This is a genomic window from Arcicella aquatica (genome assembly GCF_034928825.1).
GTDB classification, from domain to species: Bacteria; Bacteroidota; Bacteroidia; order Cytophagales; family Spirosomataceae; genus Arcicella; species Arcicella aquatica.
The window spans coordinates 11,783-36,902 of the sequence record NZ_JAYFUL010000025.1 but is presented as its reverse complement, the minus strand read 5'-3'; the positions used below and the strand labels follow the sequence as shown (position 1 = coordinate 36,902).

The window sequence follows — 25,120 nt, the reverse complement described above, 5'->3', positions numbered from 1 at the left end:
TGAAGAATGTTGTAGCAATCAATACCTTTGTGAAAATAAAAAAGAAGATTATGCTAGCTATCAATAAAATTCATCACATCGCTATTATTTGCTCGGATTATCCTACTTCTAAAAAATTCTATACTGAAATACTTGGATTTAATATCGAGAATGAAGTGTTTAGGGCTGAAAGGGAATCCTATAAATTAGATTTATCAGTAAATGGAGTTTATCAAATAGAGCTATTTTCATTCCCGAATCCTCCTGCTCGCCCATCACGACCTGAGGCTTGTGGATTAAGACATTTAGCATTTGAGGTAAATGATATTCAGGAAACACACGATTATTTAACAGGATGTAAAGTAGCGTGTGAGAGTATCAGAGTGGATGAATTTACAGGGAAGAGCTTCTTTTTTATCAGTGACCCAGATGGCTTACCGATTGAATTCTATGAAAAATAAAAGTGGTACCATTTTCTTACGAAACATAGTACCACGTAACGATAAGGTTAAGAGGGAATTTTGTGTATAAGAACTAAAATTTGCACGGGTTAGCTATATTAATTATATAATAGGTATTGTAATTTTGTTTATAGGAAATCCTCAGGCGGATAGTATATTTTATGGTAATCAAGCCAATTTTGTAGAAGGTTTTTCTTTCTTTTAGGTACTCCTATTTGTATAGATTCCCGGGCATTACTACTATTTAATTTTACAAAAAGTAAATTTAGCACTTGAGAATACATTACAAACGCAACATCGTTTGGATTAAATACCTCACCAGATTCACTAGTTAATTGAAAAGGTGCATACTCTGTCATAAATTAAATCGCTATTCAAACTCTTTTAATAATAATATTTTGAAATACTTAGGCTGTCGTAAATTTTTCCTTGTTTCAAGTACGATTTACTGTTACAAAGTAAGCGAGTTTTTATAGAAGATTTTAGCGTAAAAATACCTGTTTTACAAAAATAATTTCACTAATTATTATTACCTTATGTTAAACACTGAGAGTATTTCATGGGAAGATTTTGAGAAAGTAAAGCTTCAAGTAGGAACTATTCTAGAAGCCAACGATTTTCCCAAAGCCAAAAAACCTGCCTACCAACTACTGATAGATTTAGGATCAGAGGTTGGTATCAAAAAATCATCAGCACAACTTACTAAATTATATACCAAAGAAGAATTAGTAGGTAAACAGGTCATTTGTGTAACAAACTTTCCTCCTAGACAAGTAGCCAATTTTATCTCAGAAGTATTGGTAACGGGCTTTATTTTGCCAGACGGCGAAGTAGTATTAGCAGCAGTAGAAAGAAATGTGCCGAATGGCACGAGATTGGCATAAATAACATTGAAGCCCTAACCGTATTTATATACCGCTATGAGCTTTGTTTTCAATCGTTTATAAAATAAATGTTTACTATTGAAATAGTTTTATCTATGGAGACTATTCCAATAATTATAGTTAATTTTACATACTAATTGTAATTGCTTATATTAATTTGTATTGTTATTTTGACCTCAACTGAAAAAATGAAAACGCTATTTATCTTAATACTTACCTTCTTTGCTTTTTCCAAAGCATCAGGTTTTGGTTTGATTGAATATTCTACGGTAATGCATACCAAACACCGTATTAGACAAGATACTCTTAGAAACAATAATCAACAATTTGACGTTATACAAACAGCCACTCTTTTAAAGAAAGAGCCTGAAAAAACAGATGATAATAACCATTTTACAAAATCATTGATTCAATGGTTGGCAAATGGCGTTAAAACAACGGTTGAATTTATTACAAGTGCTTTTATCAATATAGGAAAAGCTATTATAGCAGCTATTATCCATATATTTACGTCAAAAGCGTCTTATAATATTAGCTGATTAGAATGTTATCAATGAAGCTGTTTAAACTTTCCCTTTCGGGTTAAACTAAGTCTTTTAGAATAGCTTGTTCCAAAATTTACTCAACGTAGCGATGCTATGCTTCCCAAATTTTGAAAAAATCAATCCAAAAATACAATACTTTCACCTTAGAAACGGAAAGTTTAAACAGCTTCAATAAAAAATAAATTTATGACTCCAAACATTGGCATTTCTATTGAGAGTTTACTGAAAACCTCAACACTTCTGAATACATTATTGGCTGACGAATATGTGCTCTATACCAAAACCAGAAATTATCATTGGAATGTAACTGGCCCCAATTTTATTGAATATCATACTTTTTTTGAGGATTTGTATGGTTTCGTTGACGAGCAGATTGATGCAATTGCTGAACGTATTCGTACACTAGGACATTTTCCGTTGGCTTCTTTGCACGAGTTTCTGGCTGTAACTAGATTATTAGAAACCAAACATCAACAAAGTGCTGCTTTGGAAATGTTACAAGAGCTACTGAGCGACCACGAAACGATTATTAGGGTATTAAGACAGGATATCAAAACTACTGCCGATGAGTTGGGAGATGCAGCAACCAGTGATTTCTTGACGGGGCTTATGGCTGAACACGAAAAGATAGCATGGAAAATCAGAGCTTACTTAAGCTAACGCTCCATGAAGATACAGATTAAGACAACCGTAAATCAAGACCTTCTCAGTGTATGGGAAGGCTTTGATTTAACATTATTCAAAGCACTCGCCCCTCCTTTTCCTCCTGTCGTTATCAAACAATTTGACGGCTGCATGAAAGGAGATGTTGTTCATCTGGTATTGAACTTTATTTTCTTTAAACAAGATTGGATTTCAAATATCATCGAACAAAAGAATAGCGAACACAGCATTTATTTTATCGACCAAGGTACTATACTCCCTTTCTTCTTGAAATATTGGCACCATGAACATAGGTTAGAAAGCCAGCAAACAGGTACGGTCATCACGGATAATATCGACTTTAATACCCCTTATTTATTGACTGATTACTTGGTATATCCATTGTTATACCTTCAATTTTTATATAGAAAACCGATTTATAAACGTTACTTTCAGTAAAGCAAAATCCACTCTAATTTGCAAAGGGTGGATTTTTTGTGTTAATTCGTTTTGAGAAAATACATTTCATTGAAATTTAGGACTAAAATCTAATCATTTCGACACAAACAAACTTAATATTAAATGAAGCTAAACATTACCACTAAAATTATCATCGGGTTTATCATCGGAATAATTGTAGGGCAAATTATGCACACTCAGCTGAGTGAAGAGCAAATCAACGAAGCCAGCAAGAATATAAAATTATTAGGAGATATTTTTTTAAGAAGCATTCACCTGATTGTTGGTCCACTTATTTTCTGTACTTTATCAGTGGGCGTGGCTAAATTGGGCGATTTCCGCTTAGTAGGTAGAATTGGCTTGAAAACGTTGGCGTACTTTTATTTCGCTACTATCTTATCATTATTGGTAGGTTTAGTTTTTGTAAACATTACTCGTCCAGGTGAATTTGGCACTTGGAAACTCCCTCCATCAGGGATAGAAACAGGCGTAACTGCTAAACCTTTAAAGACTTTTAAAGACTTCCTTTTTGAGATTTTCCCAGACAATATTTTCCAAGTATTTGCTGAAAACAAAACTTTAGGAATCATCATGATTTCAATTGTGTTTGGTATTGCTTTGGCTACTATGGGCGAACATGGCAAAAAAATATCAAAAGGCATCGACTGGATTGGCGAGGCTATCTTTAAAATAGTTGGTTATATCATGCTATTGGCTCCTTTCGCTGTGTTTGCGTCGATGACCAACGTGATTGCACGCAATGGTTTAGGAGTATTGGTATCATACGCTTACTTGATTGTTTGCTTTTTCAGTGCATTACTCTTCTTTATTTTTGTAGTACTTTGGCTAATTTGCTATCTATTAAAAATCCCTTACTGGCGATTGATGGCTGCCATGAAAGAGGCTATTCTACTTTCATTCAGTACGGCAAGTTCTGAGGCTTCCATGCCAAAGCAAATAGAATCATTGAAAGGCTTAGGTATCAGCGAAAGAATCATCGGTTTTGTATTGCCATTAGGCTATAGTTTCAACCTTGATGGTTCGATGATGTATATGACCTTTGCAACTGGCTTTATTGCCCAAGCTTATGGTATGCCATTGAATTTAGACCAACAGGTAACGATGCTATTAACCCTATTATTAGCCAGTAAAGGTATCGCAGGTGTACCACGTGCCAGCTTAGTAGTAATTATGGGTACCATGACGCTCTTTGGACTTCCACAAGAGGGTTTGGTATTGCTACTGGGTGTAGATCCTTTCTTGGATATGGGTCGTTCGGCAACGTCTGTTGTAGGTAATGCTGTAGCTACAGTAGTTGTGAGTAAGTGGGAAGGCGAGAAACTGAGCGAAGCTTAGCCCTTTAGCTATAGTAATTATTGATAATCGTTTCTACCTGATATTATTATTTATCCTTAGCGAGGGACTTAAGTCCCTCGCTAAGGATATTTTTGTTTTGTACCTATATTGCAATACAGAGCTGTTAAGCAAAATCCTTTTCTCTTAGCTGGTGACTTAAGTCACCAGCTAAGAGAAAAGGATTTTTGAGGATTATATTTAACCGTTTTACTCCTACACAATCTCAACACTAGCTGCTCTTTTAGCTGGAAAATAAGAGGCTAATAACGTAATGATTACTACAACTACTGCCGTAAAGAAGAAGTCTGAGAACTCCATTTTAATAGGATAAGCATCTATTAAAGCTCCGACGATTCCCATTGAAATAAAGCCATAAGTAAGTTGTAACCAACAAATGGTGAAACCTAAAATTAATCCAACGATGGCACCTGTAAAAGCTACGATAGCCCCTTCTAATAGGAATATCTTTTGTATGATTTTGGCATCTGCTCCCATGGCATACAAGGTTTTTACATCTTCTTTTTTCTCAATAGCCAACATCGACAACGAGAAAAATATATTAAAACTAGCGATACCTATAATAAAAGTAAGTGTTAGGAATACAAACAACTTTTCAATTTTGATAGCCCTTAATAAAGAAGCATGTTGTTCATCTTGGTTTTGCACGACAAACTCATTACCTAAAACATCCTTTAGGGCATCTTGAATTGTAGCCACTTCCTCTTCATTAGCTACTTTTATTTCTAAAGCTGTGCGCTGATTTTCTAATTCAAATAAATTTTGGGCAAACGAAAGCGGTGCATAAATATAATTATCATCATATTGTTGTTCTATCGCAAACACACCCGCTGGCACCAGATTCATTTTATTAAAAGCATCGGTAGCATAAAAGTCCAAGGTTTTAGTTTGCTTGTTTCTAGGATACCATACTTCTAAAGGCGTAAAAAAGGCATCAATATCTATTCCTAACTTTACGGCAATACCCGACCCTACAATGGAATAAGCAATGCCGCTATCTTGAAGGATGGCATGACCATCAATCATGGTTTTCTGTAAACGTTCTTGTTTCAAAAAACTTTCGTCAACACCCTTTAAATTTACGACCATTTGGGCATTGCGGTAACGTAGCAACACGTTTTCTTCAATTACCTGTGTGATGCTTCCTATACCGTGAACTTTGCTGATTTTTTTTAAGAGTGCTGGTGGACAGCTAAAGTATTTTCCTTTTTTAGCACTAACTTTCAAATCTGCGTCAAAGCTTTTATACAAGCCTCTTTGGAAATCTTCTAATCCATTAAATACCGACAAAACAACTACCAAAGCCATCGTTCCAACACCTACTCCTAACATCGAAATCATCGATATTAATGAGATAAAAGATGTTTTTTTTCTAGCAAAAAAGTATCGTTTTGCAATAAAAAAGGGGAAATTCATAATGATTTTTATTGAGTGAGTTGTGATTGAGTGAGTTCTGAGTTAGTGGGTTGTGAGTTAGTGAATTTTATTAAAATATCTTTATTGTAAATAATGAGCAGTGTTAGGACTATTTACTAAATCACTAACTCACTCAATCACTAACTCGCAACTCTCTATCTACTCCTCTATCTCCTCTCCTTCTTTCAAAGGTGGAATGTCTAGACCAGAAATTAAGGCATCCATTTGGGCGGCGTATTCAGCAGTATCGTCGATAAAAAATTCAAGGTTTGGAATAATCCTCGCTTGATTACGAATTCTATTGCCTAAAATCCCTCTAATATGCTTAGATTTCTCACGAATGTCTTGTAATAAACCTGCTTTATCGTTAGCCAGCATAAAACTTAGATATACTCTTGCTATTGCTAAATCGGGAGTCATTTTAACGTCTGTTATCGTTACAAATGCCTTTCCGAAAGTTGTACGCATATCTTTTTGAAAAATGTCGCTCAAATCTTGTTGAATTAATTTAGCGAACTGTTGTTGTCTTTTCGATTCCATTTTAATGTTAATTTCTGCAAATACTAATCATCATTATTTGCGCCGTTGCATAAACTTCTTATGCTCTTCTTCAATAATCTCACAAATTTCGGAATAATTATTGGATTCACCGTAAATTCGTGAAAAACTTGAATACCTTAACAAAATATGCTCAGTTTCTTTAAAGTAAACGCTGTCTATCAAATTTTTAGTTTATTGATTTTACTAATCCTTATCCGAATGCCCGTGTATTTGGTAGGTTTGCCACAACTGATTCCAGAATTGCAATGGATGTTGGTTGGCGAGCAAATCAACAAAGGCTTTGTAATGTATTCTGAAATCTGGGATAATACTGCTCCGCTTTCTACATTAGTTTACGCTGGGCTTGACGGACTCTTTGGGCGTTCACAGTCTGTTTACCAAATTGTGGCTTTGCTACTTACCTACTTTCAAGCAGTTTACTTCAATGTAATGGTCAATAACAGAGACCTCTTCGTAAAAAGGAACTACTTGCCAGGTTTGTTCTATTTACTTTTTATGAACATATCGTTCGACTGCTGTACACTGTCGCCAGTATTGATGGCTACTACCTTCGTATTACTGTCGTTAGGTACATTGGTTAAACAAATGAACCGTTTACAAGCAACTGATGAAGTATTTGAAATAGGCTTTTTTATAGGACTGGCTACTTTATTTTATCCTCCAGCTGGGGTATTTATTTTGTGGGCTACCTCCTCATTATTATTCTTTAGTGGTACTACCTTGCGTCAGCACTCTTTATCAATCTTTGGTTTTTTGTTTCCATTATTGCTTACTGCACTATTTTTCTATCTGAATGGTACGTATGACGCTTTCTCTAGAAACTTTATTTCTTCCGTATTACAGCTTCGTCAATATGATTTGAATGACTTCCGAAGTTTGTTGGCTACGTTGCTTCTTCCTTTCACTTTCGGAGTATTAGGCTTTCTAAGATTGGTAAATGCCGTTGGATTCAATAATTACCAGATTCGTTGTCAACAAGTAATGATGATTTGGGCTATCGCTGGGGTTGTGTCTATCGGTTTGATGCCTTTCTTGGCACCCATGCAATTCATCATTTTTGTGCCTGCTATCGCATTTTTTACCGTTAGTTTTTTTAATAATACCAAAAGGGCTTGGCTGGCAGAGCTAACATGCTTGGCGTTGTTTTCGGCTGTTTTATTGATTCACTACCAAGCAGTATATTTCAAAGGGGTGGAAACTTTTGTACAACTGAAAAACTTGAAACTAAAAGAAGAGCCTGAGATAAAACTAAGCAATAAAAAAATACTGGTTTTTGGCGATGGTATGGAAGAGTATAAAAATAACTTTGCCGCTACGCCTTATATCAATTGGAGTTTAGCAAAATACGAACTGGAGAATCTGGATAATTATAATAATGTGATTAACATTTTAAGCAATTTCGAGAAGGATTATCCCGAAGTAATTATTGACAAGGTGAATCTAACACCAAAGTTATTCAAAAGAATACCCGTCTTAGCCCGTAAATATCATGCGGTTGGGAATGGAGTCTATGAGTTAAATTAATATAAATATTTCATTTTCAACACATTATCACTAGGCAGGGACTTAAGTCCCTGCCTAGTGATAATAGGATTAACAAGGTATCTTATCAATTCGAGTCTTATGTCTTCCCCCTTCAAACTCAGTTGAGAAAAATACTTTAGTAATGGCAATCGCTTCTTCTAAACTCACGAAACGAACAGGAATACATAAAATGTTAGCATCATTATGCTGACGAATCAATGATGAAACCTCTACATTCCAAGCCAATCCTGCACGAATCCCCTGATGCTTATTAGCCGTAATAGCCACTCCGTTGGCACTACCGCACAACAAAATACCAAAAGTATATTCCTTGTTTTCAACGGCTGATGCTACTGGATGAGCAAAGTCTGCATAGTCGCAAGAAGCATCACTATAAGGCCCAAAATCATTTACTTCGTAGCCTTCGGCTGTTAAAAATTTTATTAATTCGGCTTTATATTCAAACCCTGCATGGTCGCCACCGATGGCAATTTTCTTGATAAATTCCATAAAAAAGTATGTATTTGTAAAATCTAACGTTTTTTTTCGTTACTTCAACTTATTCATTAACAAAGGTACGGATTAACAATATTTTTTTACGATTAAAATTAGAAAAGCTATGACAGACAGAGAGAGCGAGAAACTAATGACGCACGACGATAAGATTAAAAAAGCGTTTATTGACCATACTTGGGCAGAAATTCATTCTGAAGAATCTTGGAGAACTTTCAAGATTATGGCAGAATTTGTGGAGGGTGTAGATAAATTAGCAAAGATTGGCCCATGTGTTTCTATTTTTGGCTCGGCAAGAACAAAACCAGATAATCCGTATTATTTAATGGCCGAAGAGATTGCTTCTAAGCTGGTTCGTCATGGTTATGGCGTAATTACGGGTGGTGGGCCTGGCCTGATGGAGGCGGCTAACAAAGGCGCAAAATTACAAGGTGGAAAATCGGTAGGGTTGAACATAGAATTGCCCTTTGAGCAAAAACCCAATGATTACATCGACCGCGACAAGAGTATTGATTTTGAATACTTCTTTGTTCGTAAGGTAATGTTTGTAAAATATTCTCAAGGGTTTATTATCATGCCCGGTGGCTTTGGTACTTTAGATGAAATGTTTGAATCGCTTACATTGATGCAAACCCAAAAAATAGGGCGTTTTCCAGTTGTATTGGTAGGTAAAAAGTATTGGAGTGGATTATTGGAATGGGTAAAGGAGACGATGATTTCGGAAGGAAATATAAATCCAGATGATTTAAACTTGATTTCATTAGTGGATAATCCGACAGATGCCGTAAAAGTGATTGATGACTTCTACGCTAAGTATTTGCTAAAACCAAACTTCTAAGAAAAGTAAATAAGCAGTCGTTCGCCTGAGGCGATTGACTGCTTACTTTTATTTTTTATTTCTTCGGCTCATTCAGTTCTATTACATAGCCATCAGGGTCAGTAACATAGATTTGGAAAGCTCCATCAAAGCGCATTTGTCTATGATAAGCCACATTATTTGCTTTTAAAAAAGCCTCAATACCATCAGCAGAATTAGTTGGGATTGATAATGAAAAATGCGCACCGTTTTTATCATTATTGGCTACAGGTTGTTCTCTGCCCAGCAATAAATGCAGTTCTTGCCCCGGTGCTATTTTAAACCACCTTCTGATCGCTAATAAGTTATCTGGCACATCTACAGGGGACAATCCAATAATTTCTCGATAGAACTTTGCACTTACTTTCAAATCTTTTACTGCCAACCCAACGTGGTTATAAGAAAGAATCTCTATTCCTTTTTTTTGAGCATCTTGTGCGAAAGTTGTATTACTGAACACTAGGCAAACGATTAAGCCTGCAATCAATTGAACTGTTTTCATTGGTTGATTTTAGATTGTTTATAAATTTCCTTTTTTCAATTCTTTCACCGCATAATCAGCCGCTCGTGCAGTCATGGCCATATAAGTTAGTGATGGATTCACACAAGATGCTGAAGTCATGAAAGCCCCATCTGTTACAAATACATTCTTACAAGCCCAAACCTGATTCCATTTGTTGAGAACCGAAGTCTTAGGGTCGTGTCCCATTCGGGCTGTTCCCATTTCGTGAATCCCTAACCCAGGGTAGCTAATATCGTCATAACTATTTACATTTTTGAATCCTGCGGCTTCCAACATTTCGGCGGCATCATTTTTCATATCCACACGCATTTTCTTTTCGTTCTCTTTAAATTCAGCATCCATTTTTAAAACAGGTTGCCCCCATTTATCCGAAATTTGCTTAGACAGTTCTACCTTGTTTTCATAATAAGGCAAACACTCACCAAAGCCTCCTAAATCCATGCTCCAATTGCCTATTTGTGTTTGCTTTTGCTTCAAATCCGCTCCAAACTCAGCTTCTTCGCCAGATTGTCTGTACCGCCTTGCACCACCTTCGTAACCAAAGCCACGTAGGTAGTCCCGTTTATCCGAGCCAATGTTTCGGAAACGAGGGACATAGCCCCCTACTGGGTTTCGACCCTTATAATACTTATCTTTAAATTTATCTGTTTCGCCCCAAGCACCAATTCTAAAATGATGATCCATCAAATTATGCCCTAGTTGTCCGCTATCATCCATTCCATTCGGGAAACGGTTGGAGATAGAGTTCAATAAAATAAAGGTCGAACCCAATGCCGAGGCATTCAAGAAAACTATTTTGGCAAAAAACTCATGCCATTCTCCCGTTTGTTCGTCTATCACTCTTACGCCTTTCGCTTTCTTGTTTTGTTCATCATAAATAATGGAATTGACAATAGAATGCGGTCGAACCGTAAGGTTGCCCGTCTTTTTGGCAGCAGGCAAAGTAGCCGCTTGTGAGCTAAAATATGCACCGAATGGACAACCTCGCATACACATATCTCTTGACTGACAAGACCCCCGCCCCAAGGCTATTTGTTCGGGAGTGGGTTTTGTAAGGTGTGCCCCACGACCATGTATCAGATAACGATTCGGGAATTTTTGATGGACTTCTTTAGAAAAATGTTCTTCAGCACAAGTAAATTCAATGGGTGGCTGGAACTCGCCATCGGGTAAATGAGGCAGTCCGTCACGAGAGCCACAAATGCCTGCAAATTTTTCAACATAGCTATACCAAGGAGCAATGTCTTTATAACGTATAGGCCAGTCTGTACCCAACCCTTCCTTTAAATTGGCTTCAAAATCAATATCACTCCAACGCAACGAAACACGCCCCCACATTAATGAACGTCCCCCTACATGATAGCCCCTGATCCAATCAAACCGCTTGGTTTCGAGATATGGGTTTTCTAAATCATTTACAAAATGTTCATGAGTAGACTCTGTAATGGTAAACCCTGTGCGGTTTTGAATAGGGTGTTTGGCAATAATATCTAAAGGGGCTTTCCCGCCATGCTCAAAATTCCAAGGGTCAGTTAGGGCAGTTTTATAGCCTGTGATGTGCTCAATATTTCGCCCACGTTCTAGTACTAAAACCTTTAATCCTTTTTCCGAAAGTTCTTTAGCAGCCCACCCTCCACTAATTCCTGAGCCCACTACTATGGCATCATAAGTATGCTGTTCAAATTGATTTGTATTGATGTTCATCGTTTAATAATATTGTATCTTGGTAACGTAAGATAAAAGTAAAAAATATCTACGTAAACCAATGCAAGCCTGTGGGGTTTGGGTAAAGAATAAAACAGAAAGTCCTTTCATTTACTTGAAAGGACTTTGTGTGATTTTTATACTAAAAGATATTATTTATCTACAAAACCCATTGTCTTTGCTGGATAATGAGTCCCTGCAATTTCAATGGTAGGCATTGTATAACACGTTGTTCGAGTTGTTAGTCTGCTACATCCACTAATTATTAAATAAGTATTTCCAATCCTTCACACTCCAAGCTACGAAAGCTTGTGGATTGTTCGTTGGTTGAACCTAATTGTCGTGTTAGCATTTTTGTGGAGATTTCCGTAATTTAGATAGTGTTGAGATAAATTTGGCATCTATTTAATCAAACTAGCAAAACGTATTTTAATTTCCTTGATTGACAAAAATATTTAAATCTTAATCATTAAAAGATGGAAGCAATTACTGTACAAACAATCATTAAAGCATCAATAGAAAAGGTTTGGAAATGCTGGACAACGCCAGTCGATATTATTCAATGGAACAACCCTTCGGAAGATTGGGAAACTACCAGTGTGACGATAGATTTAAACGATAATGGAGCTTTTATCTACAAAATGAAAGCCAAAGATGGTAGCGTAGCCTTCGATTTTACGGGTATCTACGATAAAGTAATTATCAACGAATACATTGAATCTACTTTATTTGATGGTAGAAAAGTAGTAAATATATTCAAAGCTAATGGCGATGAAACTATTTTAATCGAAACCTTCGACCCAGAAGCCGAAACGCCTATCCCAGAACAAGAGGCTTTTACACAGGGGGTGATAGATAATTTTAAAAAATATGTGGAGGGACTTTAGGACTAGAAGACATTAGACGCTAGACTTTAGATTTAAGACTTTAGTACCCTCGCTTGGCGTAGTGTTTTTCACTACGTCAGTGTGTCAAGCCTTCTTAGAAGGCTACGCTTAGTCCACAAAGGCTAGTGGTATGAGTACACAACTTGAAAATAATTATAAAAGGCATTGCATTTTTGCAATGTAATATTGCAGTACGCTCTGACGTAGTGAAAAACATTACGTCAAGCGGTGGATTTTATCATTATAGAATTTTTAGATTTAACATTTTGTGTGCAATGAAAAAAAATATATTCCTAATCCTTCTAGTAGACTCGATAATGGGTACATTCTTTGCATTTGATCGCAATTCATTAAGTTCAGTAGGATCTGTATTTAATCAAATAGGAATATTTTGGTTAGTTTATATCATTTTTTTTGAAGTTTATATTTTTCTTTTATGTCTTATCATCTATGCAATACTTTCTATTTTTAAATTTAAAATTAGGAACTTTTTTTTAGTTATCGGTTTTACAGAATTGATTCTTATGAGCACACAGCATACAAAACTTTTAAATCCGTCTGGTATTCATAAAGAAGAGATGCTTTACCCCTCACTTATTTTAATATTTATAGGTCTTATGAGAGCTTTGTACTATTGTGGGTATATTGATAAAAAATAGAAATTGTAAAGAAATATTCCCTCCCTTGGCGTTGTGTTTTCACTACGTCAGAGCGTCAGGCCTTCTTAGTGGGCTACGCCTAGTGTTAAACTGAGTACACAACTTGAAAAGTCATAAAATGGGTTGCATTTTTGTAATGTAACGTTGTAGGGCTAACTTTCTACTTGTGCTATTCTGAAGACTTAAATAATAGCTTGCTAGGGATAAAAGGCATCAATTTACTTTCAAAGGGAACGGCAGGAATACCTAATAATTCTGCGACTTCATCACCCAATAAAAAACGCATCTGTGCAGCAGGAAAAGATTTTAACAACGTATTTGGCACAAAGCTTTCAATGGTTTGTAACAAAGCTTTAGTGAGTGCCTTGCCTTCGTCTGATGGTCTGAATTGGCGCTTGGCAATTACTTTATCTAGCGTAAAGGCTTCTCTAAGGTTATTTGGAATCAATACTTTTTCTACGCCCATGATATGGCTAATTACATTCCATACATGCAAATAGGCTTCGGCTTCTGTACTTTCGGGTGCTTTGCCCGACTTCCTTAAACCTCTGATAACGATGTATGAAAAAGCTCCATTTGTACCAGCCATATCTTCTTGGTTAACGGGTTTTCCCCATGCATTATCCCATGTTCCGTGATGTACTGAAAAGAAACGGATAGCGGCGTGCATTAACCTTACCTTTAATATTTTACGATAAGCCATACCGTTCTGCCAGTTTTTTTCTTGCATTACTGTAAATATAAAGTCGCCTGTTTCTTCTAGTCGCTTTAAGGTATCTGTTTGTATTCGCTGTGATTTTGCTAAAACCCTTGCACCGTCTGCTCCTGCATAGCAATAAGGCAAAGCCAAGCAAGCTAACATAATGCTAATGCGTTCTTGATTTTCTTGGAAAAATTTCATGCCTTTTTGCATAATTTTCCAATCGGCGAAGTCTGGTAAAATGGGTTGTTGATTTACAAAATCATTGACAATTGCTAAAGAGTATTCCGTTTCGTTGGTGTTGAGCCATTGGAAAAAATGACGTAGCCCTGCCATCTCGGTTTGCTGAAATACTTGTAGAATTATATTATCAGCTACTTCATCACCAGTTTGGCGAAGTTTGTCCATTAATTCATTCGGAAAGTAGCGGGTTGGTTTAATTGGTTGCATTTTTGGGGGACTTTAGGACGTTAGAAAAAATCTGCGTAAATCTGTGATTCAAATCTCTGTAAATCTGCGGGTAAAAAATCATAACACAACAAAGTAGTTTTTTCAAAAAATCTTTACCCGCTGATTTACGCTGATTTAATACGCAGATGTTGGAGATTTCTTTTATTCTTATTTTTGTTTTCAATTTTCAGATGTAAGCTTTCTTTAGTCAGGCGTCTTTCGCCTAACGTCTTTTATCTCAAAAAAATTCTCTCCTCCACCCCACCTTTTCTACACAAAATCCATCTTATCTTTAGAAATCGATTTCTTAGCTATCCGTTTAAAATTATGCCTGATAAACTCTCATCATACATAGAACAATTTCAAGAAGGAAATCATCTTATTTTCGAGAAGATTTACCAAGCTATTTCGCCAAAAATGTTTGGCGTGTGTTTGCGTTACGCTGCTGACAAAGACGAAGCTAAGGATATTTTACAAGAAAGTTTTATCAAGATTTACCATCAACTTAAAACATTCAGACATGAAGGCTCTTTTGAAGGGTGGGCGAAGCGAATAGTGGTAAATACTGCCTTGGAATATTACCGAAGCAAAACCAAGTGGAAGCATGTAACGATAAATAACCATGAGGAAACTTTTGACCTAGAAAGCGACGATGACATTCTGGGTTATTTATCGAGTCAAGAAATTTTACAACTCATTCAAGAATTACCACCGTCATACAGATTAGTGTTTAACCTTTATGTTTTTGAAGGATTGAAACACCGAGAAATCGCTGAACAATTGGGCATTGGCGAGGGTACTTCTAAATCTAACTTGGCAGATGCCAGACGAATTTTACAGAAAAAATTATTGGGGGTAACGAAATAAATACTAACAATGGAAAATAACGAAGAACATAAATTAGACAGCTTTTTCAAAAAGTCTCTGGAAAATCAAGCTTTTCCTCCACCCGAAAACCTTTGGAGTAGTATCGCTACTGAAACCATTGGTAAAGAAACCGCAGGCATAACACCCTTGCTTAAATATACTATTTTATCGTTGGGACTGATGTTTGTGGGGGCAATTCCTCTTTGGTTTTTAACAGACAATAAAGCAACGAAACAGAAGCATCAAGAGATTACATCAATTGGTAAAGTGGTAAATTCGGCACAATCATTAGCTAACTCAAAAGATCAAAAAGCAGTCACAAATAGTGTTGAAAATGAAGTTAAAACTGAAAAGAATGATGCTGAAAATTCAACAAAAAGTTTAGTTAGTTTTGTCAATCATGTAGAGAAAGAATCTATCAAACCTACTGTTTATAGAAAGCCAACAACTCATACAAAGTTATATTCGATGAAAGTTGATGGTGATAAAACTAACAATTCGATACACCCAACATCTGTAGAAATCGACAATAACAATACGGCAATACTTGCTGTAGATAACAAGGTCGCAAATAACCTTCTGAATCTAATCAGCTATAAAGACCTAAAATTGAATGATTTATCAGCCAAAAACAATAAAAATCTTATTGGGAAAATTCACCCCATTCAGCTATTGGCTGATGAAGAGGTCGAAAAACATGAGGATAAATCTAAAGAAACTGGCTCTAAATTTAGTTTAAGACATCCCATCATTTCATTCGATTATGGTTCACTCTGGAATGAATGGTCTTTTAAATCCGATAAATCGTTAACAGGTACTACGATGTATCAAGAAAAAGGGTTGAAAGGATATAATTTGAAGGCTGGCGTTGCATGGAAGCTTACAAAAAAATCAAGAATGGGCATAAGTTTGGCCTATAGTAGTTATGATGTGGGTACTCCATATATATACTTACCTATTTGGAGTAGTTTATGGGTGTCGCCTAAATTAAATTTAACTACCAAAAATGGTACACAATATTATAGTGCAGTTTTCCCAACAGGTACAGTTAATATTCCTATTAATAGATTTGATGGTTTTGTTACAAAAGTGCCTAATACTGTAGATACCACAAGAGACGTATTCTTGTTTGAAAATCATAAGATGAAGACTTATACCTTGGCAATAACCACTCAGAATGACCTTATCTCTTTACAAAGTAAAAATAAAAAATACCTCAATTTTCAACTTTATACAATTGCTGATTTTGTTTTTCAAAGACAAACCTCTTATACGTATATAGCTGAGGATGCTCTTATGATGGTGTCTTCGTCTTTAGCAGTAAATGAAAAAGCAAGAATTAACTACACGACTGGCCATCTTGAAAATGCTTCTGATTTTGTATTTGGTATTCGGGCTGGCATTGGTATTCGCTGGCAATTTACACCAAAATGGGGCTTGCATATAGAAGGTTCAACTCAAAATTCATTTAATTCATGGGTACAAAACCAAGAAGTAAAAACATATATGCGTAGTAACGCATTACAAGCTGGTATTAATTTGAGTTTGTAGGGATAAAAAACATTGTGTGTCCCTCCGACCAAGTTTAAACAACTTCTTCGTTAAGACATCAGAGAATAGTTTTCCTTTTAGTGTTTATAATTTATGAAATGGTTTACCATTCAAGGCTTGAATCAAAGTGTATAATGCAAGTAAACCATACAATGTACTGATGATAAAAATTGCCTTGGTATTTTTGATAACATAATGAGCAAGAATTGGAAGTCCTTGCAAGGCGTGCATACCGATGAAGTGTGCCACTCGGAGGTCACCAAATTTCTTGCTCCATTTTAATAGAGGTATTCCTATACTTCCATCTTCCCCACCAATGGTGTGTGTCATTCGTCCCCCCATTAAAGCTCCTTCAAATGAAAAAATAACAAAAATTATGATGCCTAATCGAATACCCCATAGATATGCCAAAGGTAAATTTGGCAGTTGATATTGAAAAAATAAAATGCCTATATAAGCTGTATAAAGCGTTACTAAGGAGGCAGCTAAACCCATCAACAGATAGAGGAATGCATAAAATGGAGTGCTATTGTTATAATGAGAAAGTTGTCCTCGCCCTGCTTGAATAGCAATGTATATAATTTCGAAGCCTAACAAAATAATTATTGACCAATTGAAAAGAGTGATATTGACAGAAGGTAGGTAATAGCAATACCAAGCCATTGACCAAGCATAAAGCATGATTGAGAAAGCAAATTTAAAGGGCTTGTTCCATGCATTTGCTCCTGCTATTTGAACACTTGATATTTTAGTAAGTAGCAAAAAAATGATAGCTAACACAAAGCAAATAAGACCAAAATAAAACAAAGGTTCGTTTCTATATTTTAATGTTTCAATAAAGTTCATAATGCCTTTTTGTAAATACTTTTAATTGGTTAAACAATCAAAGTTTGGTGTTTGTTATATACTACGGCATATTTTATATGACTTTACTTGGCAAAAAACGAGCCTCTTCTAGATTTATGATCAAATGTAAGTTCTGCTATAAAACCGTTTGAGAAGGGGATAAAAAGCAAATCGGTATCAAAATACTTCGATACCGATTTACAGATTCATAACAATTCCACAGGATAGTTGCTGGTTTTGTTTTGTTTCAACTAAATCATTAATTTGATTGAAAAAAAGATTAACTCAATAGAAATTCTTCGGGACTGACGTATTCAAATGATGGAGCAATAGTATAACCAACCTTACCCGGAAAAGGAGTGGCACAAAGCTTTTCGGCATATAGTTTTATATCAAACATCAAGCCAATACTATTATCTAGGAAATTAGGTTCGCCATTGAATGTTCTATGCAAGCCATCCAACAGTGAATAATAACTAGCATTAAACTCGTTCATCCGTCGTCGTTCTTGCGAGCCTACAGGCAACATATCCGTTTTGGTATTTGGGAAAATCGGATATACATCTGTAGGGTTATAGGGAATTTCTGCTCCCGAAAAAGAATAACCATTAGGAGCACTTGGGTCTTTCACCAATCTTTTCCCAACAAAAATCTCTTCAAAACGATAGTAATGTGCTAATTGATCAAATTGGTCTTCTGGCGAAGTAGTTGTTCCTTCGCCCTGTTCTACAATAATATCAATAGCACTGATAGCATCCTCTTTTGTGATGATTGGGTATAATAAATCAGGAGCAAAGAATCTTGAAGTTACCTGTCTGTCAGGATTCCCTGGTAAAATATTTTCTGCCAATTCTTCAATTTTCGTTTGTAATGCCTGATAAAATTCCCCTATCGTTTTGTAGGTATCTACTTGAGCGCTCATAACCTTGAATTCAATTGGGTATTCGGGTTCTTCTATCTCCATAAATACTTTTTTGACTAACTCTTTAGAGAAGGCCTCAATGCCCACAACGAGCCCACCGCCTATTCCCAAAGGCAAATGCCCTGGATAGGTAGGCACAAACGATTTGGAATTAATTTTGGGTTTGCCATCTAATGCATTTAGAATATTAGCTGCAATGGTCATGTGCAACATTTCCTCAACCACAATAGAATGGATTATCTCCTTTTGTTCTTTAGATGTATTCGGTTTTAGAGAATACATGGCCGTCAGGTATGGTGGTATGGTTGAATGTTCTAATTCGATAGCCTTTTGAAATAAAAAATGTAAATCAGACAAAGAGCTGGCATTTTCAATTTGTCGAACATATTTTGCATCTATTTTTAACATGATGAGTAGCGATTTAGAGGTTGTTTAAATGTTTTCAAAAAGGTTGTCAACTTGTGGGAAAGACATCATTGCACCATTCTTGGCCTTTACAGAGGCTAAGTAATTCAAATGTTGCTCCGAAGCTGGGATATCTGCTGATATTGGTCTTTCGATACCTCTTGTCTTTTCACTTTTTACAAGCGTGCTTGTTTCCGAAATAATAGGATTGTTCAACCATTTGATAATCGCATTTCTTTTAGCATCCGATAGGTCACGCGTAACGGGCATGTGCATGGTATCATTCATCCCACGGGTGAAGGCGAATAGTAATATTTCTTTTCGAGCAATAACGTCTTCTGGATTAGCCAAATTGACAATATATTTACTCATGATTGGGTAAAGATTGGCATACTGAATCATGGTGTCTGAAATATCATCCCAAGTTGGGTTTTCTGGCACTTCATAAAAACTACGGAGGTGTACACTAATGCTTTCTACACCGAAGGCAGGGTCAACCACATCAGTCTGATAATCAATCATGTATATTTGTCCATCAATATATACTCTTGGATAGCCAATGGCGTTGCCAGTAATCTCTAATTGCCCAAAACCGTTGTCATTGGTCGTTAAGTATTGATTAAACGTTAATCCTTCGGGAGGCGTATTGTTACCGTACAATTCACAGATGGGGTTATTTATGCTAACAGGGGTATCTGGCGTAGGAGGCTCCATAACGATATAAATATTGGCATTCGGTAGCGGGTTACCCCACTGATACGAATAAAAATTAACCAATGGTTTTTGTCCAGTATCTATTCTAAGTACAAAATTATCAGCCCTTACCAAGACTCCATCTACCGCCTCGCGTGCTATTAATGCATATTTGCCAGTTGTGGATGGTATTAGCAACACTAATTGTTGATTACTTAATGGCTGAACAATATTATCAGGTAGATTATTAAACTCTACGATGCCACCAGTGGTGTTTAACCATTCGGTACCTCGTTGGTATTCTACTTGCCCTATTTCTATAAAATCATCCGTGTTTAAATATTGCAAAATAGCCAATGTTTCGTTAGATAATGGCTTTTTACTTACACCTAAAATCAGCGTGCTTGACTCGGAAATAGTACCGAGGGCATCAGTGATAGGGAAACTACCGCCTAAATCTAAGGTTAGTTTTTTGGCTGTTTTGTCAAAGTTAAAATTACTATTGCCAAAGCATGTCCATGGTGACGTTGGCTTTAATTTATATAATCCGTATAGTCTTCTACAAGGGGTAAATGTTTCTGGTTCACCTTCATACCAAGGGGCGATAGTCCCTAGTATTCGTCCTAACGAGAACCTACCATCAGCAGCATGGGCGTAATAATAACCAAAAGCGTTTAGGTTAATACTCAGTTTATTACCCTGTGTGGTCTCTTTAAGTAATGTTAAAAAAGGCGATGATGATGCTTTTTCTCCCCAAACTAAATTGGTAAGCACCGATGTCCACGAAGCACCAAGGGCCTGCCCATTGATAGCGGCTCCTTGTACTTGTCTCATCTGGATGTCTCTGAAACTGGTTGTACTAATGTCTCCTTGTAGCAATACTTCATTTTGTGGGGTACAAATTCGTAACTGCACACACCATAAAGCTGAAACCATCTGTTGGTCAGGGTCTAAATCGACCATCTTTCCAGTAGGTCGCCCATCTGAGCCTGCAATAATCTGACCGACTAACATATCATCAGCAGCATTATTGATTACAAAGCCACTAGGCATGGTTAATTGATGAATTTTACAGTTTTGAAAATTGAAAACGGCTCCCCCTTCAGGATTCCACCAGCCATTGCTGGATCCTTGTCCATACTCCTGAAAGTTTGGTTGAAAAGTCGCATTATTGTAATGTGCGGTATCATTGTTTACGGTTGAAACATCTGAGAGGAAATCTCCAGAAAATACCAATCTTGGGGAATTTAAATATGACATCGTTATATTAGGTTTTAAATAGAATGCTTAGAATATTAGGGGAATTTAAGAGGGGTCAATGGTATTCCAGATAGCAAAGCTTTGTAACCATTGGTTATTTACTTTTTTAAAAATCCACATAATCCTACCGATTTCACTTGCTTTTTCACCAGACGATTTATCTGTGGTAGTTTGATAATAGGTACACCATTCGTAGGCTAAGTCTTGGCTAATCTGGATTTTCTCGGGGATGTATTCGATTTCAATAATAAAGGCATCAAACCATGATTTCAGAAAAGCTTCACCAGCAGGTTTACCATAAACAACGGGTGTATTGGGTACAATAACGGTAATATCATCTGCCATGATAGAGGACATCAAAGCTAGGTTGCCAGTGTTTTCTGATTCTTGTATAATCAAACGTATTTGATCAATTTCATCGACATTTTTGTTATTTTCCATTTGTTTAGAAAAAATTAGAAAGGTGGATTATAGGTTTAACAACGTATAGTTTGTTGATGATGAAATGACAAGGGCATCAAATATTTACTAGGCTAACTACTAAGTGTTTTATTAAGTATTTCTTTATTTTTTTGCGTTAACTATTTTTTTGCAATATTAAACTAAAAAATTCTATTTATCCTATATTTAAATAAAAAATAGATATTTTTACGCATTAAAACAGGTATTTATACGATAAAATAAACACAAAAGAATTCTCTTCTTGAAATTTTAGGTAGAAAATCAGCAGAAAAATAGATTCTACTTAAAAATTATAAATAACTTAAGTATTACTTCGCAACAATAAAACTGCAAAAAAGGGAAAAGCAAACAAATATTCTTTGGTTTGCAAACAAGAGATTGTAGCTGGAAGGGATAAGTATTACACTGCGGCTTGGGTTCAGCTATATTACATTGTAAAAAAAGTTCGTATGTTGGTCTAGATAACAGCATCCTCCACCTTATTCAAATAAGGATTCCCAATTATTCACATGAGGGATTGCGGTTTATAAAACCACGGCGAATTATAGTGCAGTATCTTAGATACGAACTAACAGGGGGATATTGGGGTGGTCGTATGCAATACGACCCTACTGTTTAACCATTACCTTCCGCAAATCCGTCGATAATCACAGTATTCGCATTTGGTTTGGTCTTTGGTTTTTTCAAATGGTTTTGCGGGGTCTAATAATTCATTGACAAAACGATTGAGGTATTTTTCCGATGCTACGACAAACTCTTGGGCTGATTCTCCCAAGGTAAAATTGATTTTTTGTTCCAACAATCCTTCATCAATATTACGGAACGAATATATTCCAGCACTTACTTCGTTGGCATCCTCTGGTAGTTTTACACCTCTGATGGTTAATCCTTTTACCGAAAGCATCTGTTTCAGTACCATGTATTTATACAGCCAAAGCTGACGAAATTTATCTTTATCGGTATCTCCGAGTAGCTTTTCTTCAAAATCCTCGGGTTTCATTAGCAAATCTTTGGCTTCTACTTTACCCGTTTTATAATCTATTACCCTGATTTTATTGCCCGACACCCTATCGAGTCGGTCTATTCTTCCTGCTATTTTTACGGCTAATTCTTTGCCGTTTACAATGGCATTGAAACTTACTTTTAATGTTTTTTCTACATCTAATAGTTCAATCGGGAAAAGCTCGTTGTTTAATTGATAATTAATAAATTTCTTGACAATGGTTTCACCTATTTGATATAAAATAAAGTTCATCCCGTCATCAGCTTTCAAGCCTTGATTGGTTTCCTTAAAGGCTTCATCCAAATAAGTATCAATATTTTCAAGAACTATTTGCAAACCTTCTTTCTCGATAGTACTTCCTTTCTCGACAAAGTTTTTATCGATGTTCTCAAAGTTTTTATGCACCCAGTTACCAAACGTATCAACACCTATTTTTTCCTCAACTTCCTCCTCTTGTTTGATACCTGCAATGCGTGTAAAATAGTATTTTAAAGAACAATCCAGAAACTGGTTGAGCTGAGAAGGAAAAATACCTTTATCAGTAATTTCTTCTTCGATAAATGCCAGAATATCATCGGTTTTTTGAATGAGCAATGGCGTTTCTTCTACCTCCTCTGATTCTCCTAATCCTATAAATTTTACGGTTGGATAAGTAATGTTTAGGTTTTTATTCAGCTTGGCTAATTCGTGTTCTATCTGTAAGATAAAACGGCTTTTTTCGCCAGCGCCATAGGTATCAGAGGGTAACACATGCACCAACACTATTTCTTTGGCACGTTGTAACAGCCTGAAAAAGTGATAAGCCATTACAGCATCAGCATGGTTGTGTGTTGGCAAATTGAACTGTGGGTCGCTTAGGGCATCAAAGGGAATGAGCGTATTTTGGCGTTTACCTTGTGGCAATGTTTTTTCATTAACTGACAGTATGATTACCTTTTCAAAATCAAGGGTACGTGTTTCCAACATCCCCATAATTTGTAGACTTTCATCTGTTTCAGATTCAAAAGGAATTTTGGTTTGTTTAATCAGTTCATACAAAAATGTTTTGAAACTACGGATACTCACGGTTTCGCCTCGTTCTTGCAAGATTACTTCCATTCTTTGCAAAATCAGGTAAAATTGATAAAGGTATTCCGTTTCAATAGCATCTTGATTATCCTTGTAAACGTCCCTTAATAAATCGATTAATTCATACAAACACTTAACCGCATTTCTGGGTTTATTGTACCAATGTTTAAAGATTGTAGTGAACAGCGGTTCATTTTCTGTAATTTCTAATAATTCTTTTGAGCTTAAAAAAACACGATTTCTTTCTGTGATTTCACGGAGGGTTTTGCGGATGGGGTTTTCGTTTTGAACCTCACCTTGTTGAACCCCAAACTTCACCAACTCATACCTTCTCAAAAAAGGATGATTCAATACTCTCACAATTTGGCGATGCGAGAATTTAGGAATTTTTACTGTTTCGTCATCTTCTGTTTTAAATTCTACTAAATTCCTTTGGAGCTCAAAAAGGGCATCTATCAAGGTAAAAAGCATGGAATTCCGCAAAGAAAGCCCCATCGTGATGTTAAAATCTTTGACGGATTCATCTAAAGAATTCATCACGGGTACTAACAGATTCTCGTCGCCTAATACAATGGCTGTTTGCGATTTGTCATCCGTATTGGCTGCATTTTGCCAGTTTTTATAAATATCCCCCGCTACTTTGGCTTGTACGCTAGCATTAGAAACGCCTATAATTTGAATGTTCTTTGTCCCCTTCAACAGCTCTTCCGACTGCCATTTCCATTCTTCATTGAATAGCGGTGTCTTACCGTTTTTCTCATCGCCATTTTTATATTGACGGAGCCAATTTCCTGCCCTTTGGTCTTTGTTGTATAAATAATATGTATCCGAATCCCACAGTGTTTCGGCAAAGTTTTTCTTTTTTAATAACGTCCTGATGATGGCTTCTTCGGCATCACTCAGGGCATTAAAACCAACAAAATAATACTTTGTATGACGCTCTTTTTCCAGAATATATTTATCAACATTTTCTGCTAATTCTCGATACGCCATCCCACGATAGTGCAATCCTTTATCTTTTAGCCGCTCACGTAAATTGAGGTAAACTGAATAGATATTCTCAAATAGCTTAAAATAACGGTCTGTACGGTCGGTTTTTAGGTTTTTTTCTCTTTGCGATTCTCCTAACTGCATCTGCCAACGTTCTAAAGCTTTGGCTTCTGTCATGTATGAAAATAGGGCTTTGGCATCTACCAGATATTGATCTATTTTATCAAAATCATTCAACAAGGTGCTTGCCCAAGTCATGAATCTTTCAAAAACTACATTCGTGTCTATTTCTTTAAAAACATCGTAGAGTTCAAACAGTAGTGCTACTTGATCTATCTGTCGGACGCCCGTCATTGTATTTACAAAATCATCAATTGCCAATACATCAGGGGCTAAAAAAGGCTTGTCTGAAAGCTTTGCTAGTGCATCTTTGAAGTACAAAACCCCGCGGCGTGAAGGGATGACGATACAAACTCGACTCAGCTGATTGAGCGTATGTTGTTTATAAATATGTTCAGCAGCTTGATCAAGAAAGGTTTGCATTTTAATTGTTTTTATGGCAAATTGTGAATGAGTGAGTTAGTGATTGAGTGATTATTTTTAAAACTCACTAATTTACTCTCTTCTAGAGAAGTGCACTAAGCATCTTGGGTCATTAGTCTAAAACCTTGTATCTTCTATCTTCAAAAAATATTTACCCGCTGATTTACGCTGATTTGATACGCGGATTTTGGAGATTTTTTTAGCCCAAGAATCAAAAACCTTTTCTCTTGCTTCTTGTGTCTTTCGTCTATTGTCTTAAATCTAAAAATCCTAAAGTCCTAAAGTCAAAAAAATCTTTACCCGCTGATTTACGCTGATTTGATACGCGGATTTTGGAGATTTTTTTTAGCCCAAGAATCAAAAACCTTTTCTC

23 protein-coding genes are annotated in these 25,120 nt (G+C 36.2%); 11 read left to right on the top strand and 12 right to left on the bottom strand.

Features of this window, described 5'->3' with window-relative positions; genetic code table 11:
* Positions 1–50: 50 nt before the first annotated feature.
* Entirely contained in the window at positions 51–440 is a 390-nt protein-coding gene (gloA2, locus tag VB264_RS15075) for an SMU1112c/YaeR family gloxylase I-like metalloprotein (RefSeq protein WP_323250625.1), read from the top strand.
* A gap of 128 nt (positions 441–568) precedes the next feature.
* Here gloA2 and VB264_RS15070 read toward each other — a convergent pair whose 3' ends face one another.
* Positions 569–799: a hypothetical protein gene (locus VB264_RS15070; protein WP_323250624.1), complete on the bottom strand. Its 231-nt coding sequence runs from the start codon at positions 797–799 to the stop codon at positions 569–571.
* A 177-nt stretch (positions 800–976) separates the two neighbouring features.
* Here VB264_RS15070 and VB264_RS15065 point away from each other — a divergent pair, with 177 nt between their 5' ends.
* The 5 genes from VB264_RS15065 (at position 977) to VB264_RS15045 (ending at position 4,326) form a co-directional block, all read left to right on the top strand.
* Positions 977–1,324: a tRNA-binding protein gene (locus VB264_RS15065; RefSeq protein ID WP_323250623.1), complete on the top strand. Its 348-nt coding sequence runs from the start codon at positions 977–979 to the stop codon at positions 1,322–1,324.
* A gap of 188 nt (positions 1,325–1,512) precedes the next feature.
* A complete protein-coding gene (locus VB264_RS15060) occupies positions 1,513–1,863 on the top strand; it encodes a hypothetical protein (RefSeq protein ID WP_323250622.1) in 351 nt (116 codons plus the stop codon).
* 192 nt (positions 1,864–2,055) lie between these two features.
* Complete coding sequence (locus VB264_RS15055; protein WP_323250621.1) at positions 2,056–2,529, top strand: Dps family protein; 474 nt, start codon at positions 2,056–2,058, stop codon at positions 2,527–2,529.
* A 6-nt stretch (positions 2,530–2,535) separates the two neighbouring features.
* Positions 2,536–2,970 carry an SRPBCC family protein gene (locus tag VB264_RS15050; RefSeq protein ID WP_323250620.1) on the top strand — a complete coding sequence of 145 codons (435 nt, stop codon included), beginning with the start codon at positions 2,536–2,538 and terminating at the stop codon, positions 2,968–2,970.
* 123 nt (positions 2,971–3,093) lie between these two features.
* Complete coding sequence (locus VB264_RS15045; RefSeq protein WP_323250619.1) at positions 3,094–4,326, top strand: dicarboxylate/amino acid:cation symporter; 1,233 nt, start codon at positions 3,094–3,096, stop codon at positions 4,324–4,326.
* A 213-nt stretch (positions 4,327–4,539) separates the two neighbouring features.
* Here the strand turns inward: VB264_RS15045 and VB264_RS15040 are convergent, their stop codons facing one another.
* Positions 4,540–5,760 carry an ABC transporter permease gene (locus VB264_RS15040; RefSeq protein ID WP_309921332.1) on the bottom strand — a complete coding sequence of 407 codons (1,221 nt, stop codon included), beginning with the start codon at positions 5,758–5,760 and terminating at the stop codon, positions 4,540–4,542.
* Between the two features lie 159 nt (positions 5,761–5,919).
* Entirely contained in the window at positions 5,920–6,300 is a 381-nt protein-coding gene (rbfA, locus tag VB264_RS15035) for a 30S ribosome-binding factor RbfA (protein WP_309921334.1), read from the bottom strand.
* Positions 6,301–6,447: 147 nt separating this feature from the next.
* Between rbfA and VB264_RS15030 the strand changes: the two genes are divergently transcribed.
* A complete protein-coding gene (locus VB264_RS15030; RefSeq protein WP_323250618.1) occupies positions 6,448–7,845 on the top strand; it encodes a hypothetical protein in 1,398 nt (465 codons plus the stop codon).
* Positions 7,846–7,914: 69 nt separating this feature from the next.
* Here VB264_RS15030 and rpiB read toward each other — a convergent pair whose 3' ends face one another.
* Positions 7,915–8,355, bottom strand: a complete 441-nt coding sequence (gene rpiB / locus VB264_RS15025) for a ribose 5-phosphate isomerase B (RefSeq protein ID WP_323250617.1) — start codon at positions 8,353–8,355, stop codon at positions 7,915–7,917.
* A gap of 109 nt (positions 8,356–8,464) precedes the next feature.
* Between rpiB and VB264_RS15020 the strand changes: the two genes are divergently transcribed.
* Complete coding sequence (locus VB264_RS15020) at positions 8,465–9,196, top strand: LOG family protein (RefSeq protein WP_323250616.1); 732 nt, start codon at positions 8,465–8,467, stop codon at positions 9,194–9,196.
* 55 nt (positions 9,197–9,251) lie between these two features.
* On the opposite strand, the gene VB264_RS15015 is transcribed toward VB264_RS15020, so the two are convergent.
* Complete coding sequence (locus tag VB264_RS15015) at positions 9,252–9,716, bottom strand: VOC family protein (RefSeq protein WP_323250615.1); 465 nt, start codon at positions 9,714–9,716, stop codon at positions 9,252–9,254.
* An 18-nt stretch (positions 9,717–9,734) separates the two neighbouring features.
* On the bottom strand, positions 9,735–11,441 hold the full coding sequence (locus tag VB264_RS15010) for a GMC family oxidoreductase (RefSeq protein ID WP_323250614.1): 1,707 nt from the start codon (positions 11,439–11,441) through the stop codon (positions 9,735–9,737).
* A gap of 476 nt (positions 11,442–11,917) precedes the next feature.
* On the opposite strand from VB264_RS15010, the gene VB264_RS15005 reads away from it, so the two are divergent.
* Positions 11,918–12,328, top strand: coding sequence for an SRPBCC domain-containing protein (locus VB264_RS15005; RefSeq protein ID WP_323250613.1), 411 nt, complete (start codon positions 11,918–11,920; stop codon positions 12,326–12,328).
* Between the two features lie 828 nt (positions 12,329–13,156).
* Here VB264_RS15005 and VB264_RS15000 read toward each other — a convergent pair.
* Positions 13,157–14,137 (bottom strand): oxygenase MpaB family protein, encoded by a 981-nt coding sequence (locus tag VB264_RS15000; RefSeq protein WP_323250612.1) that lies wholly within the window; start codon positions 14,135–14,137, stop codon positions 13,157–13,159.
* Between the two features lie 327 nt (positions 14,138–14,464).
* Between VB264_RS15000 and VB264_RS14995 the strand changes: the two genes are divergently transcribed.
* The gene (locus VB264_RS14995; RefSeq protein WP_323250611.1) at positions 14,465–15,004 is read left to right on the top strand and encodes an RNA polymerase sigma factor; all 540 of its coding nucleotides are present in this window, start codon (positions 14,465–14,467) and stop codon (positions 15,002–15,004) included.
* A gap of 9 nt (positions 15,005–15,013) precedes the next feature.
* Positions 15,014–16,555 carry a hypothetical protein gene (locus VB264_RS14990; protein WP_323250610.1) on the top strand — a complete coding sequence of 514 codons (1,542 nt, stop codon included), beginning with the start codon at positions 15,014–15,016 and terminating at the stop codon, positions 16,553–16,555.
* A gap of 84 nt (positions 16,556–16,639) precedes the next feature.
* Here the strand turns inward: VB264_RS14990 and VB264_RS14985 are convergent, their stop codons facing one another.
* The 5 genes from VB264_RS14985 to VB264_RS14965 all read right to left on the bottom strand — a co-directional run bounded on the left by VB264_RS14985 (position 16,640) and on the right by VB264_RS14965 (position 24,747).
* Positions 16,640–17,401: a hypothetical protein gene (locus tag VB264_RS14985; protein WP_323250609.1), complete on the bottom strand. Its 762-nt coding sequence runs from the start codon at positions 17,399–17,401 to the stop codon at positions 16,640–16,642.
* Between the two features lie 280 nt (positions 17,402–17,681).
* Complete coding sequence (locus tag VB264_RS14980; RefSeq protein WP_323250608.1) at positions 17,682–18,731, bottom strand: ferritin-like domain-containing protein; 1,050 nt, start codon at positions 18,729–18,731, stop codon at positions 17,682–17,684.
* Positions 18,732–18,755: 24 nt separating this feature from the next.
* The gene (locus VB264_RS14975) at positions 18,756–20,681 is read right to left on the bottom strand and encodes a hypothetical protein (protein ID WP_323250607.1); all 1,926 of its coding nucleotides are present in this window, start codon (positions 20,679–20,681) and stop codon (positions 18,756–18,758) included.
* Between the two features lie 45 nt (positions 20,682–20,726).
* On the bottom strand, positions 20,727–21,122 hold the full coding sequence (locus VB264_RS14970) for a YybH family protein (protein WP_323250606.1): 396 nt from the start codon (positions 21,120–21,122) through the stop codon (positions 20,727–20,729).
* A 643-nt stretch (positions 21,123–21,765) separates the two neighbouring features.
* Positions 21,766–24,747, bottom strand: a complete 2,982-nt coding sequence (locus tag VB264_RS14965; RefSeq protein ID WP_323250605.1) for a PD-(D/E)XK nuclease family protein — start codon at positions 24,745–24,747, stop codon at positions 21,766–21,768.
* Positions 24,748–25,120 lie beyond the last annotated feature (373 nt).

Excerpts from the sequence above, each read along its gene's own strand:
- VB264_RS15070 (WP_323250624.1), bottom strand. The coding sequence starts at position 799 with ATGACAGAGTATGCACCTTTTCAATTAACTAGTGAATCTGGTGAGGTA.
- gloA2 (WP_323250625.1), top strand. The coding sequence starts at position 51 with ATGCTAGCTATCAATAAAATTCATCACATCGCTATTATTTGCTCGGAT.
- VB264_RS14975 (WP_323250607.1), bottom strand. The coding sequence starts at position 20,681 with ATGTCATATTTAAATTCCCCAAGATTGGTATTTTCTGGAGATTTCCTC.
- VB264_RS14985 (WP_323250609.1), bottom strand. The coding sequence starts at position 17,401 with ATGAACTTTATTGAAACATTAAAATATAGAAACGAACCTTTGTTTTAT.
- VB264_RS15030 (WP_323250618.1), top strand. The coding sequence starts at position 6,448 with ATGCTCAGTTTCTTTAAAGTAAACGCTGTCTATCAAATTTTTAGTTTA.
- VB264_RS15050 (WP_323250620.1), top strand. The coding sequence starts at position 2,536 with ATGAAGATACAGATTAAGACAACCGTAAATCAAGACCTTCTCAGTGTA.
- VB264_RS15000 (WP_323250612.1), bottom strand. The coding sequence starts at position 14,137 with ATGCAACCAATTAAACCAACCCGCTACTTTCCGAATGAATTAATGGAC.
- VB264_RS15015 (WP_323250615.1), bottom strand. The coding sequence starts at position 9,716 with ATGAAAACAGTTCAATTGATTGCAGGCTTAATCGTTTGCCTAGTGTTC.
- rbfA (WP_309921334.1), bottom strand. The coding sequence starts at position 6,300 with ATGGAATCGAAAAGACAACAACAGTTCGCTAAATTAATTCAACAAGAT.
- VB264_RS15020 (WP_323250616.1), top strand. The coding sequence starts at position 8,465 with ATGACAGACAGAGAGAGCGAGAAACTAATGACGCACGACGATAAGATT.
- VB264_RS15060 (WP_323250622.1), top strand. The coding sequence starts at position 1,513 with ATGAAAACGCTATTTATCTTAATACTTACCTTCTTTGCTTTTTCCAAA.
- VB264_RS14970 (WP_323250606.1), bottom strand. The coding sequence starts at position 21,122 with ATGGAAAATAACAAAAATGTCGATGAAATTGATCAAATACGTTTGATT.
- VB264_RS14965 (WP_323250605.1), bottom strand. The coding sequence starts at position 24,747 with ATGCAAACCTTTCTTGATCAAGCTGCTGAACATATTTATAAACAACAT.
- VB264_RS15055 (WP_323250621.1), top strand. The coding sequence starts at position 2,056 with ATGACTCCAAACATTGGCATTTCTATTGAGAGTTTACTGAAAACCTCA.
- VB264_RS15040 (WP_309921332.1), bottom strand. The coding sequence starts at position 5,760 with ATGAATTTCCCCTTTTTTATTGCAAAACGATACTTTTTTGCTAGAAAA.
- VB264_RS15065 (WP_323250623.1), top strand. The coding sequence starts at position 977 with ATGTTAAACACTGAGAGTATTTCATGGGAAGATTTTGAGAAAGTAAAG.
- rpiB (WP_323250617.1), bottom strand. The coding sequence starts at position 8,355 with ATGGAATTTATCAAGAAAATTGCCATCGGTGGCGACCATGCAGGGTTT.
- VB264_RS15045 (WP_323250619.1), top strand. The coding sequence starts at position 3,094 with ATGAAGCTAAACATTACCACTAAAATTATCATCGGGTTTATCATCGGA.
- VB264_RS14995 (WP_323250611.1), top strand. The coding sequence starts at position 14,465 with ATGCCTGATAAACTCTCATCATACATAGAACAATTTCAAGAAGGAAAT.
- VB264_RS15005 (WP_323250613.1), top strand. The coding sequence starts at position 11,918 with ATGGAAGCAATTACTGTACAAACAATCATTAAAGCATCAATAGAAAAG.
- VB264_RS14980 (WP_323250608.1), bottom strand. The coding sequence starts at position 18,731 with ATGTTAAAAATAGATGCAAAATATGTTCGACAAATTGAAAATGCCAGC.
- VB264_RS14990 (WP_323250610.1), top strand. The coding sequence starts at position 15,014 with ATGGAAAATAACGAAGAACATAAATTAGACAGCTTTTTCAAAAAGTCT.
- VB264_RS15010 (WP_323250614.1), bottom strand. The coding sequence starts at position 11,441 with ATGAACATCAATACAAATCAATTTGAACAGCATACTTATGATGCCATA.